This is a genomic window from Paraclostridium sp. (genome assembly GCF_051657365.1).
Lineage (GTDB): Bacteria > Bacillota > Clostridia > Peptostreptococcales > Peptostreptococcaceae > Paraclostridium.
In genome coordinates this window covers 1-15,031 of record NZ_JBOFKN010000042.1, presented here as the reverse complement: position 1 = coordinate 15,031, position 15,031 = coordinate 1, and the positions used below count along the sequence as shown (strand labels likewise).

Sequence of the window (15,031 nt, the reverse complement as noted above, 5' to 3'; positions counted from 1 at the left end):
AAATAATGAAATAGGCATTTTGAATGTTGAAATTACAATACTAAACAAGAAAATTAGTTTAACAAATTCAAATCAAAAAACAGATGAAAAAATTATAATTAGAATAATACTAAAAAAATAAATCAAAAAAATTTAAGTAAGTACAAATTTTTTGTAGGAAATTTGAAGGTGTTTGTAGAATATTCAATATAAATAGATTCGCCAACACGTTGCTCAAAACAATTTCACTGTGAAGTGGATAATATAAATTTATTATAGGAGGATATTTTATGGAGCTTAAAATAAGTGATTTGCCTCCACAATTTGAAAATATAGCAGTTAAACTTGGAATAGATATAACCAAAGTGCTATTTGAAGAATTTGGAGGAACATCTGTGTACTTTCCTACTGAAAAAATGATATATAAAGAATCTCGTGATAGAGAGATCTTATCGAAATTTAATGGATTTAACATAAAAGAATTGGCTAGTAAATATAATATGTCTGAGAGCTATGTTAGAGCTATTATACGTCAGAAAAAGACTGGGTAATTGACAACAATATGAGTTGGAAAATAAAAATAAAGAGATATAAATCTATTTTTTTAGATTTATATCTCTTTTAATTTTTATTATTTAATTCATATATTTTGATACTTAATAACTATATTATCTTAACATGCTATATAAATTTTTAGGATTTTCTAATTTAGGTACAAGAACTTGAGGAACTCCTATATTTTCTTCTTTATCAATGTCATACATTAATCGTAAAATTGAAAAATCTTCCAAAGCAAAACCTACTGAATCAAAAATAGTAATTTCATCAGGTTTTCTATCTATAGGCTTTCCAGTTTTAATTACATTCCAAATTTCAGTCACTTTAAAATCTTTGTCCATATGCTGAATTTCACCTTCTATACGACTTTGAGGTTCAAATTCAACATATACATCCCCCATATTAAGAACTGTGGAATCAAGCTCAGTCTTACCAGGGCAATCTCCACCAACCCCATTTATATGCATACCTGGTTCAACCATATCTGGTGTAATAATTATAGCATTTTTCTTATCAGCAGTAACAGTTGTTATAATATCAACACCTTTGCACGCCTCTTTTGTACTACTACATTTTATTAATTTAAGGTTAGTTACATCTTTTAGATTATCCATCAATTTGCTAGTAGCTTTTGGGTCTACATCATAGCAATAAATTTCTTCTATACCTAATATGTAATGAAAAGCAAGAGCTTGGAATTCACTTTGGGAACCATTTCCAATCAGTGCCATTTTCTTTGGATTAGGTTTAGCTAAATATTTTGCAGCCATTACTGAAGTAGCCGCTGTACGAATAGCTGTTGTTAATGTCAATTCACTTAAAAATAATGGAAATCCAGTTGATACTTCTGCTAAAAGACCGATACCCATTACTGTTAAAAAATTATCTTTAGGATTTTCAGGATGTCCATTTACATATTTAAATGAATAAAGTTCTGCATCCCCTATAGGCATTAATTCAAGGACACCTATATCACTGTGATGTGCAGTTCTAGGCATTTTTTGAAACTCATTCCAACGTTTATAGTCACTTTCTAAATATGGAATAAGACGTTTCATAACATTTTCTGGACCAACTGATTTTAAATATTTTGCCATAGTAGGCAAGTCAATATATCTTGTTTTCAATGCTTCCATTTTAACACCTCTCCTATAATTAAATTTTTATATTTGTAAATTTTAAACATTAATTGAAAAACGTTTTCAAATTTTATTGTATCAGTCAATTAAACTTATTTCAATCTTTATTGGAAAATATAACAATTGGTGCAGTTAAGTTTTGAAAAATTTTTTAAGTCACGATATAGTGTAAATTATCCAATGAGACAGATATAGATATATTAATTGGAAATAGTAGATGAATTAATGTATACTCTTAAATACACTATTATATTTTAATAATATCTTTAGGAATTAAATAGTAGAGGTATTATTTGATTTCAGTTTTGTTAAAATAAATAGTGGTGGTTAAATATTCTAAAGATGTTTTCCCAAAAAAAGTGGATAGCACTCGTGCTATCCACTTTTAATTTTATTTAATTAACCTCAATAGATTTTAATACATTATTAGCACTGTCATCAACAGTTAACACTTCTTTCACACAATCTAGACTTATACTAACTATATTATCAACTGCAGTAGTCGTAAAATAACCTATATGGTTAGTAAATAATACATTTTCCATATTTAATAATTTCTTTATTTGTGGATCAGTAAGGTCATGGTGAGGTATTACTTGATTTAAAAAATAACCTTCAGTTTCAAATGTATCTAAGGCAGCTCCCAAAATAGTACCATTTTCTAAGGCTTCGATTAAATCATCAGTATTTATAATTCCACCTCTACCAGCATTTACTAAAAATGAATTTTTTTTCATGAGTTTTAAATTATCTTTATTTATCATATATTTTGTTTCTTCCGTAAGAGGGGTATGTATAGATACAACATCTGCTTCTTTAAGAAGTTCTTCTAAAGTGTCTTTATAAGTTAAAATATCTTTTAATGACTCGTTTTCATAAGCATCAAAAGCTATAACATTTGCTCCTAAACCTTTGAATAATTTAGCAGCAGTAGAGCCTATCTTACCTGTACCAACTATCCCAACTGTAATAGATCTAACTTCTCTAGCTATTAAATTTGCTGACCATCTGAAGTCTCCTGCATGAACATTTCTATATATAAGATGCATGTTTCTAAGTAAGTTCATTGTCTGAGTTACAGCAAGTTCTGCTACTGAGTTTGGAGAATAGGCAGGTACATTTGTTACAATAAGATCATTTTTAATGGCTTGATTTAAATCAATCATATCAACTCCAGCTGTTCTAGATGCTATTTGTTTTATTCCAAATTCCTTTAACTTTTCATAAATTATAGCCTCATCAATTGGATTAGTTTGTTGAATTGAGATTCCATCATAACCTTTGACCTTATCAACGGTTAATGCTGATAGACCTTCTTTAATTGTATCGACTTGAATATTATTTCCATTCTCCTCAACCCACTTTGATATTGCAGGCAATTCATGTTCGCGTGTACTAAACATCAATATTTTCATATTAAAGCCCCCTTGTTTTTCAATAGACAAGCTAGTATACAATTAAAAAAATATAAAAAATAGATACTATAACAGTATAAATGTATGATTAGCTTATCTATTAATTATTTATTAGTTATATAATGCTTTTGAATTTAATCCTAAGTCATTATATAAAAATAAGCATAGCTATAAATAGCATATTAAAAATTAAAAAATTAACTAATAATATGCTTTGATGCTTAAATCATATCATGCAGTTGTTAATTTTACAACAATGTAAAATTATGATTTATTAGATAAATATTTTAAATTCAAATTTTATTTAAAGTCTAAAATTCGTAAATACTTGCATTTTGCAATAGTAGTGTTGTACTTTGCAATGAAAATACATTAATTATATTTGAATTGATTGTATATGGAATATGGAAAAACCTGTAGAAATTAACGATTTAGTGAAAAAATTAAAAGTTGGCATGATAAATGCTTAACAAATTAGTTAGGAAACAAAATATAAATCTAAAATTTTCCAAAAATTATTTTTTTATAATTTTAATTAATAAATTAAATTCATAAAAATTTACAATTTATAGGAGGTTGAATTATGGATAATAAAGCATTACTAGATGGTGTTAGAGTTGTTGAATTATCAAGTTTCGTAGCAGCGCCTTGTTGTGCCAAGTTACTTGGAGACTGGGGAGCTGAAGTAATCAAAATCGAACCACTAGGTGGTGATGGTATAAGAGTTATGGGCGGAACTTTTAAATCTCCGTGTACTGATGATGAAAATCCAATGTTTGAATTGGAAAATGGAAATAAAAAAGGTATTAGTGTAAATGTTAAAACAAAAGAGGGAGTTGAAATTCTTCATAGACTCTTATCTGAATCAGATATATTCGTTACAAATGTTAGAGAGAAAGCTCTTGCTAAAATGGGTCTTACTTATGATCAGTTAAAAGATGATTTTCCAGGACTTATACATGCTCACATATTAGGATATGGAGAAGAAGGTCCATTAAAAGATAAACCAGGATTTGACTATACAGCATATTTTGCTAGAGGTGGCGTAAGTCAATCTCTTATGGAAAAAGGAACTTCACCATGTAATACTGCTGCTGGATTTGGTGACCATTATGCTGGAATATCACTAACATCTGGTATTTTAGCAGCTCTTTATAAAAAACAAATTACCGGTGAAGGAGACAGAGTAACAGTAAGTTTATACCATACAGCACTTTATGGAATGGGAATAATGCTTACAACGTCTCAGTATGGAAATGAAATGCCTATATCAAGAGCAGAACCAAATAGTCCACTTATGACTACATACAAATGCAAGGATGGTAAATGGATACAACTTGCTTTAATTCAATACAATAAATGGCTTCCAAAATTCTGTGAAGTTATAAATAGACCAGAAATAATAACTGATGATAGATTTAATGACATAAAGGTAATGCCAATGAATGTTGATGAAATGGTAAAAATAGTAGAAAAAGCAATGCTTGAAAAAACATTAGATGAATGGTCTCAATTATTAGACGAAGCAGACCTTCCTTTTGAGAAAGTCCAAAGTTGCGAAGATATACTTAATGATGAGCAAGCTTGGGCAAACGATTTTCTATTTAAAACTACATATGAAAATGGAAATGAAGGTGTCTTAGTAAACGGTCCAGTTAAATTTAAAACTATGGATATTAAAGAATATACACCAGCTCCTAGACTTGGACAACATACCAAAGAAGTTCTTAAAAAGATAGGATACACTGATGAAGAAATATTAGATATGGTTAATTCTCAAGCTATTAAAGTGGATACTGCCAAAGAACTAGTCTAGGAATATAAAGGGGAGACTAAAAAATGTACACAATGGGATTAGATATAGGATCAACTGCATCTAAAGGACTCATTTTAAAAGATGGAAAGGAAATAGTAGCTTATTCTACAATACCCTCAGGTACAGGAACTAGCGGTCCAGCTAGAGTTCTTGAAGATTTGTATAAAAAACTTAATATAAAAGAAGATGATATCCAAAATACTGTAGTAACTGGTTATGGGCGCATGAAATATGCAGATACTCACAAACAAATAAGTGAGTTGAGTTGTCATACTAAGGGTGTAAAATTTCTAATACCTACAGCTAGAACTGTAATAGATATTGGAGGACAAGACGCCAAAGCACTTAAGCTTGATGAAAATGGAGTAATGCTAAATTTCTTGATGAATGATAAATGTGCAGCAGGAACAGGCAGATTCTTAGATGTTATGGCAAAGATTATTGAAGTAGATGTATCTGATCTTGGGGATATATCAATGAAATCTAAAGAGGAAGTATCTATAAGTAACACTTGTACAGTTTTCGCTGAATCAGAAGTTATATCACACTTATCAAATGATATAGCTATAGAAGATATAGTTGCAGGAATTCATACTTCAGTTGCTAAAAGAGTTGCAAGTTTGGTAAAAAGACTTGGAGTAAAAGAAGATGTAGTAATGGTTGGGGGAGTTGCAAAAAACACAGGTGTAGTTAAAGCTATGGAAAAAGAGCTAGGAACTAAAATAATAGTTCCTGAAATACCTCAACTTACTGGAGCCTTAGGAGCAGCTATATATGCTTATAATGCAATAAAAAAATAATAGTAAAGAGGGATGAAAATGTCTGAAATAAAAGATGCTAAAACAGTAATTAATGAGCTCTTAGCTGAGCAGTATGCAAATGCCTTTAAAGCTAAAGAGGAAGGTAGACCAGTTGGTTGGGCCACTTCAGTATTTCCTCAAGAGTTGGCAGAAGTGTTTGACTTAAACTTATGTTACCCTGAAAATCATGCAGCAGGAGTAGCAGCAAAGAAAGAATCTCTAGATTTATGTGAAAGAGCAGAGGCAAAAGGATATTCTCTAGATTTATGTGCTTATGCTAGAGTAAATTTTGGATTTTTAGAAAAAGGAAAAAGTGATACTTTAAACATGCCAACACCAGACTTCTTGCTATGCTGCAACAATATATGCAATCAAGTTATAAAATGGTATGAAAATATATCAAAAGAATTAAATATTCCTATGATTATGATAGATTTGCCTTTCAATAATGAAGACCATGTTACAGATGAAAGAGTTGAGTACATTAAATCACAGTTTGAAGAAGCAATAAAGGAACTTGAAAAAATATCAGGCAAAAAATTTGATCCTAAAAAGTTTGAAGAAGTAATGAAGATATCTGCTGAGAATGGTAGGCTTTGGAAATATTCAATGAGCTTACCTGAAGGATCTGATCCATCTCCAATGAACGGATTCGACTTATTTACTTATATGGCAGTAATAGTGTGCGCTAGAGGTAAAAAGGAAACTACAGAAGCATTCAAAATTTTAATAAAAGAATTAGAAGAAAACAAGAAAAATAAAGTGTCTACATTTAGAGGCGAGGAAAAATATAGAATCATGATGGAAGGAATACCTTGCTGGCCTTCTATAGGTTTTAAAATGAAAACACTAGCAAAATATGGTGTTAATATGACAGGTAGTGTTTACCCACATGCTTGGGCACTTCAATATGAAGTTAACGATTTAGATGGAATGGCAAGAGCTTACAGTGGAATGTTTAATAATGTTAATTTAGATAAGATGACCGAATTTAGAATTAACTCTTTAAGAGATGGTAAATGTGATGGAGCCTTCTACCATATGAATAGAAGTTGCAAACTTATGAGTTTGATTCAGTATGAAATGCAAAGACAAACTGAAGAAGTTACAAAAATACCATCAGCTGGCTTTGATGGAGATCAAGCCGATCCTAGAGCATTTACTAAAGCTCAATTTGAAACTAGAATACAAGGTCTAGTTGAAGTTATGGATGAGAGAAAAAATCTTAATAGAGGTGAAATATAATGGAAGTTATTTTAGCAACAATGAAAGAATGTGTTGAAAATCCAAATGAAGTTATAAAAAAATTTAAGAAAGATACTGGAAACAAAGCTATAGGATGCTTTCCAGTTTACTGTCCTGAAGAAATAATCCATGCAGCAGGTATGCTTCCTGTTGGAATCTGGGGTGGGCATACTGAACTAGATTTAGCAAAGCAATACTTCCCAGCATTTGCTTGTTCAATAATGCAATCATCTTTAGAATTTGGGTTAAAAGGCGCTTATAATGAGCTTTCAGCTGTTATAATACCTGGAATGTGTGATACATTAATTTGTTTGGGTCAAAACTGGAAAGTGGCTGTTCCACAAGTACCGTACATAGCTTTAGTTTATCCTCAAAATAGAAAACTAGAGTCAGGAGTTAAATATCTAGTAAATGAATTTAAAAATATAAAAAAAGAATTAGAAAAAATATGTGGTTATGAAATAACAGAAGAAAAGTTACAAGAAAGTATAGATATCTATAATGAACATAGAAAAGTAATGCAAGAGTTTGTAGAGATATCTCCTAAATATCCAAAAACAATAAAACCTTTAGTTAGAAACTTAGTTATAAAAAGTGGATTCTTCATGAGAAAAGAAGACCATACTGAGTTGGTTAAAAACCTTATAGCTAAGTTAAAAGAAATGGAAACTGAAGAGTGTGTAGGAAGAAAAGTTATACTTACTGGTATATCACTAGATTCAAAAGATATTTTAGATATCTTAGAAGAAAATAATATAACTGTTGTTGGAGATGACCTAGCACAAGAGTCTAGACAATTTAGAACTTCAGTTCCACAAGGAAAAGATGCACTAGAAAGACTTGCAAGACAATGGTCAAACATGGAAGGCTGTTCATTAGCTTATGATCCAGAGAAAAAACGTGGATCTATGATAGCAAATGAAGTAAAAGCTAAAAATGCAGATGGAGTAATATTCTGTATGATGAAGTTCTGTGATCCAGAAGAATATGACTATCCAGTAGTTAAAAGTGATATAGAGTCAAAAGATATTCCTACTCTATATATAGAGGTGGATCAACAAACATCAAATAATGAGCAAGTAAGAACTCGTATTCAAGCCTTTTCTGAGATGCTTAACTTCGCCTAAATTTATACTGTAGCAAAAATATTAGAATATAAACTGGAGGAGACTATGATATTTAATAAAGAGCAAGAACTTTTAAGAAAAGCTGTAAGAGATTTTGTAAGCAGAGAAATGGCAACTTTACCAGAAGAAATTGATAAAACTGGTGAAATGCCAAGAGAATTATTAGACAAAATGGCTCAAACAAAATATACAAGTGTTACAATACCTGAGGAATATGGGGGCGCAGGTGCCGATTATGTATCATATGCAATAATAATGGAAGAACTTAGTAGAAGATGTGCATCAACTGGTACATATGCAACTGCTGCTGCATCTTTGGTATCACTACCAATACTTAACTATGGAACTGAAGAACAAAAACAAAAATATTTAAAAGGTATTTCATCAGGAGAAATGATAGGAGCATTTGGATTAACAGAACCAGGAGCAGGTTCTGATGCTTCAGCTCAACAAACAACAGCAAAACTTGATGGAGATTATTATGTATTAAATGGAAGAAAAACATTTATAACTAATGCACCTATATGCGATTTTGCCATAGTAATAGCCGTTACAGATAGATCAAAAGGTTTAAAAGGAACAACTGCATTTATAGTAGATAGTAATTTAGAAGGATTCTCTCATGGAGCTCATGAAGATAAGATGGGTATTAGGGGAACTCAAACTTCAGATTTAATATTTGAAAATGTTAAAGTACCTAAAGAAAATTTATTAGGAAAAGAAGGTATAGGCTTTAAAATAGCAATGAAAACTCTTGATGCTGGTAGAATTGGGGTTGCCGCTCAAGCCTTAGGAGTTGCGCAAGGGGCTCTTGATGAGGCTATTAAATATACAAAAGAAAGAGTTCAGTTTGGAAAAACTCTTTCTAAATTCCAAAATACTCAGTTTACTTTAGCCGATATGGAAACAAAAGTAAATGCTGCTAGATGGTTGGTTTATGATGCCGCTCAAAAGAAAGATGCAGGTATACCTATGACTAAAGAATCAGCTATGGCTAAATATTATGCAGCTGAAATAGCTAATGAAGTTGCTTCTAAATCACTACAATTACATGGTGGCTATGGATTTATAAAAGATTATCCAATCGAAAGAATATATAGAGATGCAAGAATAATGACTATATATGAAGGTACATCAGAAGTTCAAAAAATGGTAATTGCTTCAAGCATTTTAAAGTAAATTAAACTTTTTTAAAATATTTTATACTAGTTAAATGGAGGTAAATACTTTGAAAATATTAGTTTGTGTAAAACAAGTTCCAGATACTAATGAAGTTAGAATAAACAAAGAAACGGGAACTCTTATAAGAGATGGGGTACCTAGTATACTAAATCCAGATGATGCAAATGCATTAGAAGAGGCTTTAAGATTAAAAGATACACATGAAAAATCAACAGTAACAGTAATAACTATGGGACCTCCTCAAGCAGATTTTATGCTTAGAGAATGTTTAGCTATGGGAGCTGATGAGGCTATACTTCTTAGTGATAGAGCCTTTGGAGGAGCTGATACTTGGGCTACTTCAAATACAATTGCAGCAGGAATTAAAAAAGTTGGTGACTATGATATAGTATTTGCTGGAAGACAAGCTATAGACGGAGATACAGCTCAAGTTGGACCACAAATAGCTGAAAAACTTCATATACCTCAAGTTACTTATGTACAAAAGTTTGATATAGATGGAGATACTGTAACTGTACAAAGACAGTTAGAAGATGGATACGAAGTAATTAAAGTTAAAAAGCCTGTGCTTTTAACAACAGTTAAAGAATTAAACCAACCAAGACATATGTCGGTTGATAAAATAGTAAAAGCTTTTAAAACAGAAGTAAAAGTTTGGACATTAGATGATTTGGATGTAAAAAAAGAAGAGGTAGGGCTTAAAGCATCACCGACTAAAGTATTTAAATCATTTACTCCAGATCCAAGAGGTAAAGGAGAAATATTTATAGGAAATCCAGAAGATATTGTGAAAAAGGTACTAATAGGTCTAAAACAAAAACACATTATATAAGATGGAGGTTAAAATGGATACTAAAATAAATGAAAATATAAAAGACTTTAGCTCATATAAAAATGTTTGGGTATTTGCAGAGCAAAGAGAAAATATAATTACACCAGTTGTAATAGAATTACTAGGAGAAGGTAGAAAGTTAGCTGATGAAATTGGAGTTAAACTTTGTGCAATATTACTAGGCAAAGATGTAGATTGTATGGCAAAAGAACTAGTTGAGTATGGAGCAGATATAGTCTACACTGCAGATGACTGCCTATTAGAAGATTTTACAACGGATGCTTACACAAAAGTTATATCTGATGCAATAAATGAACTAAAACCAGAAATAGTACTTTATGGTGCTACACATATAGGAAGAGACTTAGCTCCTAGGGTAGCTTCAAGAGTAAGCACTGGACTTACTGCAGATTGTACTAAACTTGAAATAGATAAAGAAGATAAAAAATTAAAACAAACTCGTCCAGCTTTTGGTGGTAATATAATGGCTACAATTATATGCCCTAACAATAGACCTCAAATGTCTACAGTTAGACCAGGTGTTATGGACAAAGCGGAGAAAAACACTTCAAACGATGGAAAAATAGTTCCTATATTATTTAATTTAACCAAAGACGATATAAGAGTAGAAGTAGTTGAAACTGTAAAAATAAAAAAAGATTTAGTATCTCTAACTGATGCAAATGTAATCGTAGCTGGAGGACTTGGAATAGGTGGAGAAGAAGGCTTTGAACCATTAAAAAAATTAGCTGACAAATTAGGAGGAGTAGTTGGTGCATCTCGTGCAGCTGTTGATGCTGGATGGATAGATCACTCTCATCAAGTTGGTCAAACAGGAACTACTGTTAAACCAAATCTTTACATAGCTTGTGGTATATCTGGTGCTATACAACATTTAGCCGGTATGCAGTCTTCTGATTTTATTATAGCTATAAATAAAAATGAATTAGCACCTATACTTGAAATAGCAGACTATGGAATAGTAGGAGATGTTAAAGAAATTATTCCACTACTTATTGAAAAAATTGATAATGTGGAAGATTTAATTGAATTAGTTAACGCATAAATTTTATAGTAAACCTAAAAAACAAGAACCTTGTATATAAGATTAATCTTATATACAAGGTTCTTGTCTTTTAATCTACAAAAATATAGTAAATGACGAAAAATGAAAAACAAAGTAAAAAATTAACAATAATTACATATTAAGCCATTTTTAAATGATATAATATTCTTAATGTGAGAACGTTATTTTTATAGTTTACCAAAGTATTTAATTTATTAAACAAGGAAGGGCTGAATAACGTGTACAATAATTTTAGGGGACTTATTAATCATTTGGAAAACCCTGCTATTTTATGTAGGGAAAATGGTGAAATATTGGAATTCAATTCACAAATGGAAAAAATTTTTAATTTTGTGGATGTAAACAAGCCATCAAATATAACAGATTTGGATCATGCATTTAGTAATGATGATTGTATTTTAAATAATAGAAAAAATATAAAACTTAGAGATTTAAACATATTTGTAGATATTCACCCTGTTAAAAGTTATGAAAATGAAATGCAATATATATATTTATTTGAAAAATCAATGATAACTGATAATGTTGTTGAAGATATAATTGAACATATAGATGAAGTTGTGGTTATATTCAACAAAGATGGCATTATAGAAAAAATGAATAGACTATGTGATGAAATATTGCCCTTTAAAAGAAAAGATGTTTTAGGGCGAAATATTGAAAAACTAGTTAATAGAGGCTTGGTTGAAGAGCCAATAATACTTAAGATGCTAGAAGTTAAGAAAAAAACTTATAAAAATATAGTCTATCCTGGGGGAAAGGTTCTAGCATACACAGCAGTTCCAATATATGATAATAAATTTAATGTAAAAGGTGGAGTACTAACTGGTAGGGATATTTCTAGAGTGATAAATTTAGATGCTCATACTAAGCATAATGGAACTATGGTTAATTCAGAATATATAAGTAAAAGTGAAGTTATGGAAAATATAAAAAATGTAGTGAAAAGAGCAGCTGCATCTGATTCAGCTATTTTTATAACTGGAGAATCTGGAGTTGGTAAAGAAATAATAGCTAGAAAAATATGCAAATACAGTTCGAGGAGAGATAAGCCATTTATAGCTATAAATTGTGGCGCAATTCCTAATGAGCTTTTAGAATCAGAGTTTTTTGGCTATGAAGAAGGGGCTTTTACTGGAGCTAAAAGATCTGGGAAAAAGGGGTTATTTGAACAAGCTAATGGTGGTACTATATTTTTCGATGAAATAGGTGAATTGCCACTTCAAATGCAAAAAAAATTACTTAGAGTTATACAAGAAAATACAATTACTCGAGTAGGTGGAAGTAATCCTATTAAAATTGATGTGCGATATGTAAGTGCTACTAATATATCAAATGAAGATTTGCATGATAATTTTAAATTTAGACAAGATTTGTATTACAGACTTAGTGTAATACCTATAAAAATACCTCCACTTCGAGAACGTAAGGAAGATATTATTCCTTTAATTGAACATTTTTTAAATTTATATAATGATAAATACAATAGAAAAGTGAAAATTTCTCCACAGGTTATGAATTTGTTAAACATACATCCTTGGCCTGGTAATATACGTGAGTTAAAAAATATTATAGAGAGATTTATAGTTTTATCAGTAAAAAATACTATAGAGGAAGATGAATTCAACATGCTTATAAACTTAGATACTTTAGCTAATGAAAACACTTTTGATAAACCTATAGTTGTAAATGATATTATAGATTTAAATGAGGCATACAAAATAGTAGATCAAATAATTATATCTAGAGCAATAGATAGATATGGTTCAATTACAAAGGCCTCAGAAAAAATAGGTATTAACTCGTCTACTATACATAGAAAGATTAAAAATGGATATGTAAAACTATAATTAATTTTTAATCTTTTTCTAATACAACAATCCTAATAGTTATATAGATTATATATAACCATTGGGATTGTTGTATGTGTAGATTATTCAATTTGTTAGAATCAAAATACATATTGTAACGATAACGGGAAGATTTTTAACTTAATATAAATTGTAGATTATGATTAAATACATTTTAAATATATTTTTAATATGTATTTAAAATATATTTAAAATGTAGTATAATTATTATTAAATAAAGATTAAATGTATATTTAATCTAAAAAAGGAGTAAGACAATTGGCTAAAAATCAAACAATTCTAACACATATGAGTTTTAAAGGCGGAAGTTCAAAGACTTGTTTAAATTTAAATTTTATACATCAATTTTGCACTAATTATCCCGATAAAAAAGTATTATTTATAGATGCCGATCCTCAATCTAATGCATCCGTATTTCTATTAGGTGAAGAAGTTATACAATCAGATATATATACTTTAAAAGATGGACTTGAAAGTAATGTTGAAATTAGTAAATTAATTTTGAAGTCTCCATTAGATAAGTTTAAAAACTTAGATGTAATAGCAAGTAATATAGATATGGTTACACTTGAGTTAATACTTAACACGAAACCAGGAAAAGAATATACACTATTAAATTATTTAACAGATGATAAAAATATAAATATCTTATCAGAATATGATTTAGTAGTATTTGATTTAAATCCTGCAATATCAGTTTTAAATACAAACGTATTTATATGTTGTACAGATATAATTCCTATAATAAATTATGGATGCTACAGCACGTTAACGGGATATGATTTATTACTAAGAACTTACGGAGATATAAAAAAAGCTCTTAGAGTAGATAAGGATGATATAAGAAAACCAGTTATAACTAAGTTTGAAAAACAAGAAAATAATAAAATAAAAATGTGGATTGAATGTGCAGAGCAAAAAGGAATTTTAGGTAATACATTTAAGCAAACAATGAGAAAATCTGTGCATTATGAAAATTCAATGCTATACAATGAAGCAATAAGTGAATATGTAAAAGTTAAAGAAAGAAAGATAAAAACTGATATAGGTAATGAAATATCGGACTTAATTAATGAGTACATAGAAATTGGAATAATAACTATTTAATGTTGATTTAAATATTATTAAATGGTTATTAAATACAGATTAATTAAGTTTTAAATACATATTAAATGTACATTTAATATATATTTAATAATAGGAGGTAGTGTATGAACGTTGAAAATCCAATGCTAAATAAGAAAAGTAGTTTATTAAATATAAAACAAAAAATAGATGAAAAATCAACTGGAGAAGAGTTTATTGAAACAAAAAACAATAATATAAATGTGCTTGATTTAATAAATAAACCTAAAGCAAAAGAAGAAAAAGTTATGCTTGGAATTAAGCTTAAAAAAGAAATTGCTGATAAAGTAAAATCTTTCTCTTATGAAAACAATATGACAGTATCTGAAGTACTGGAAGATATAGTAGGGAAGATGTTTGAATCAGTTCAATTAAATGAAGATGCTTTAATGGCTTATGAAGAAAAGTATAAAAAGAAGTCAAAGAAATCAAGCAAATAAAATTACTTTTATAAATTTAATATAAAAGAATTGGCTAGTAAATATAATATTTATAAAACCTATTATACTTCAGAAAAAGAATAGTTAATTGACAATAAAATGAATTACATTGTATTATAAGGACCTAGTGAAATTCTAGGTTTTTAACAAAAACGAAGAGCTACATATCTAATTTTAGATGTGTAGCTCTTTTTAATTTTTATTATTTAATTCATGTATATTACTGCTTAATGAATTTATACTTGTGCTTAGGTTTTCTAGCTTACCTTCTATTCGTATTAATAGATACATTGTAACGATAGCAGGAAAGCCTAAATTTGACACCAATTGCATTAAATCTAGTTCCATAATATAATTCCTCCAAATAATCTATAAATATGCTAAGAAAGCCCCTCATTGGATTAGAGGGACATTC

14 protein-coding genes are annotated in these 15,031 nt (G+C 29.5%); 11 read left to right on the top strand and 3 right to left on the bottom strand.

Going from position 1 to position 15,031, the window contains the following annotated elements; all coding sequences use genetic code 11:
* The first annotated feature begins 269 nt into the window (after nucleotides 1-269).
* Nucleotides 270-530: a Mor transcription activator family protein gene (locus ACRCYC_RS03510; RefSeq protein WP_438617806.1), complete on the top strand. Its 261-nt coding sequence runs from the start codon at nucleotides 270-272 to the stop codon at nucleotides 528-530.
* A 117-nt stretch (nucleotides 531-647) separates the two neighbouring features.
* Here ACRCYC_RS03510 and ACRCYC_RS03505 read toward each other — a convergent pair whose 3' ends face one another.
* Both ACRCYC_RS03505 and ACRCYC_RS03500 read right to left on the bottom strand, forming a co-directional pair.
* Entirely contained in the window at nucleotides 648-1,673 is a 1,026-nt protein-coding gene (locus ACRCYC_RS03505) for an ornithine cyclodeaminase (RefSeq protein ID WP_438617805.1), read from the bottom strand.
* A gap of 398 nt (nucleotides 1,674-2,071) precedes the next feature.
* The gene (locus ACRCYC_RS03500; protein WP_438617804.1) at nucleotides 2,072-3,091 is read right to left on the bottom strand and encodes a D-2-hydroxyacid dehydrogenase; all 1,020 of its coding nucleotides are present in this window, start codon (nucleotides 3,089-3,091) and stop codon (nucleotides 2,072-2,074) included.
* A 583-nt stretch (nucleotides 3,092-3,674) separates the two neighbouring features.
* Here ACRCYC_RS03500 and ACRCYC_RS03495 point away from each other — a divergent pair.
* From ACRCYC_RS03495 to ACRCYC_RS03450, 10 genes are all read left to right on the top strand, one after another.
* Nucleotides 3,675-4,907: a CaiB/BaiF CoA transferase family protein gene (locus tag ACRCYC_RS03495; RefSeq protein WP_438617803.1), complete on the top strand. Its 1,233-nt coding sequence runs from the start codon at nucleotides 3,675-3,677 to the stop codon at nucleotides 4,905-4,907.
* A 23-nt stretch (nucleotides 4,908-4,930) separates the two neighbouring features.
* On the top strand, nucleotides 4,931-5,707 hold the full coding sequence (locus tag ACRCYC_RS03490) for an acyl-CoA dehydratase activase (protein ID WP_438617802.1): 777 nt from the start codon (nucleotides 4,931-4,933) through the stop codon (nucleotides 5,705-5,707).
* Nucleotides 5,708-5,725: 18 nt separating this feature from the next.
* On the top strand, nucleotides 5,726-6,952 hold the full coding sequence (gene hadB, locus ACRCYC_RS03485; RefSeq protein WP_438617801.1) for a (R)-2-hydroxyisocaproyl-CoA dehydratase subunit HadB: 1,227 nt from the start codon (nucleotides 5,726-5,728) through the stop codon (nucleotides 6,950-6,952).
* The gene (locus ACRCYC_RS03480; protein WP_438617800.1) at nucleotides 6,952-8,079 is read left to right on the top strand and encodes a 2-hydroxyacyl-CoA dehydratase subunit D; all 1,128 of its coding nucleotides are present in this window, start codon (nucleotides 6,952-6,954) and stop codon (nucleotides 8,077-8,079) included. The genes hadB and ACRCYC_RS03480 overlap by 1 nt, the downstream gene beginning before the upstream one ends.
* A 45-nt stretch (nucleotides 8,080-8,124) precedes the next feature.
* Nucleotides 8,125-9,258 (top strand): putative isocaproyl-CoA dehydrogenase AcdB, encoded by a 1,134-nt coding sequence (gene acdB / locus ACRCYC_RS03475; RefSeq protein ID WP_438617799.1) that lies wholly within the window; start codon nucleotides 8,125-8,127, stop codon nucleotides 9,256-9,258.
* A 49-nt stretch (nucleotides 9,259-9,307) separates the two neighbouring features.
* Entirely contained in the window at nucleotides 9,308-10,093 is a 786-nt protein-coding gene (etfB, locus tag ACRCYC_RS03470) for an electron transfer flavoprotein subunit beta (RefSeq protein ID WP_438617798.1), read from the top strand.
* 13 nt (nucleotides 10,094-10,106) lie between these two features.
* Entirely contained in the window at nucleotides 10,107-11,159 is a 1,053-nt protein-coding gene (locus ACRCYC_RS03465; RefSeq protein WP_438617797.1) for an electron transfer flavoprotein subunit alpha/FixB family protein, read from the top strand.
* 332 nt (nucleotides 11,160-11,491) lie between these two features.
* Nucleotides 11,492-13,030 (top strand): sigma-54 interaction domain-containing protein, encoded by a 1,539-nt coding sequence (locus ACRCYC_RS03460; protein ID WP_438617795.1) that lies wholly within the window; start codon nucleotides 11,492-11,494, stop codon nucleotides 13,028-13,030.
* Nucleotides 13,031-13,309: 279 nt separating this feature from the next.
* Nucleotides 13,310-14,158: a ParA family protein gene (locus ACRCYC_RS03455; protein ID WP_438617794.1), complete on the top strand. Its 849-nt coding sequence runs from the start codon at nucleotides 13,310-13,312 to the stop codon at nucleotides 14,156-14,158.
* Between the two features lie 104 nt (nucleotides 14,159-14,262).
* Nucleotides 14,263-14,616 carry a hypothetical protein gene (locus ACRCYC_RS03450; RefSeq protein WP_438617792.1) on the top strand — a complete coding sequence of 118 codons (354 nt, stop codon included), beginning with the start codon at nucleotides 14,263-14,265 and terminating at the stop codon, nucleotides 14,614-14,616.
* 192 nt (nucleotides 14,617-14,808) lie between these two features.
* On the opposite strand, the gene ACRCYC_RS03445 is transcribed toward ACRCYC_RS03450, so the two are convergent.
* On the bottom strand, nucleotides 14,809-14,964 hold the full coding sequence (locus ACRCYC_RS03445; RefSeq protein WP_438617791.1) for a YvrJ family protein: 156 nt from the start codon (nucleotides 14,962-14,964) through the stop codon (nucleotides 14,809-14,811).
* Nucleotides 14,965-15,031 lie beyond the last annotated feature (67 nt).

Coding starts and splice junctions, on each gene's coding strand:
- ACRCYC_RS03510 (WP_438617806.1), top strand. CDS start 270: ATGGAGCTTAAAATAAGTGATTTGCCTCCACAATTTGAAAATATAGCA.
- ACRCYC_RS03505 (WP_438617805.1), bottom strand. CDS start 1,673: ATGGAAGCATTGAAAACAAGATATATTGACTTGCCTACTATGGCAAAA.
- ACRCYC_RS03500 (WP_438617804.1), bottom strand. CDS start 3,091: ATGAAAATATTGATGTTTAGTACACGCGAACATGAATTGCCTGCAATA.
- ACRCYC_RS03495 (WP_438617803.1), top strand. CDS start 3,675: ATGGATAATAAAGCATTACTAGATGGTGTTAGAGTTGTTGAATTATCA.
- ACRCYC_RS03490 (WP_438617802.1), top strand. CDS start 4,931: ATGTACACAATGGGATTAGATATAGGATCAACTGCATCTAAAGGACTC.
- hadB (WP_438617801.1), top strand. CDS start 5,726: ATGTCTGAAATAAAAGATGCTAAAACAGTAATTAATGAGCTCTTAGCT.
- ACRCYC_RS03480 (WP_438617800.1), top strand. CDS start 6,952: ATGGAAGTTATTTTAGCAACAATGAAAGAATGTGTTGAAAATCCAAAT.
- acdB (WP_438617799.1), top strand. CDS start 8,125: ATGATATTTAATAAAGAGCAAGAACTTTTAAGAAAAGCTGTAAGAGAT.
- ACRCYC_RS03465 (WP_438617797.1), top strand. CDS start 10,107: ATGGATACTAAAATAAATGAAAATATAAAAGACTTTAGCTCATATAAA.
- ACRCYC_RS03460 (WP_438617795.1), top strand. CDS start 11,492: ATGGAAAAAATTTTTAATTTTGTGGATGTAAACAAGCCATCAAATATA.
- ACRCYC_RS03450 (WP_438617792.1), top strand. CDS start 14,263: ATGAACGTTGAAAATCCAATGCTAAATAAGAAAAGTAGTTTATTAAAT.
- ACRCYC_RS03445 (WP_438617791.1), bottom strand. CDS start 14,964: ATGGAACTAGATTTAATGCAATTGGTGTCAAATTTAGGCTTTCCTGCT.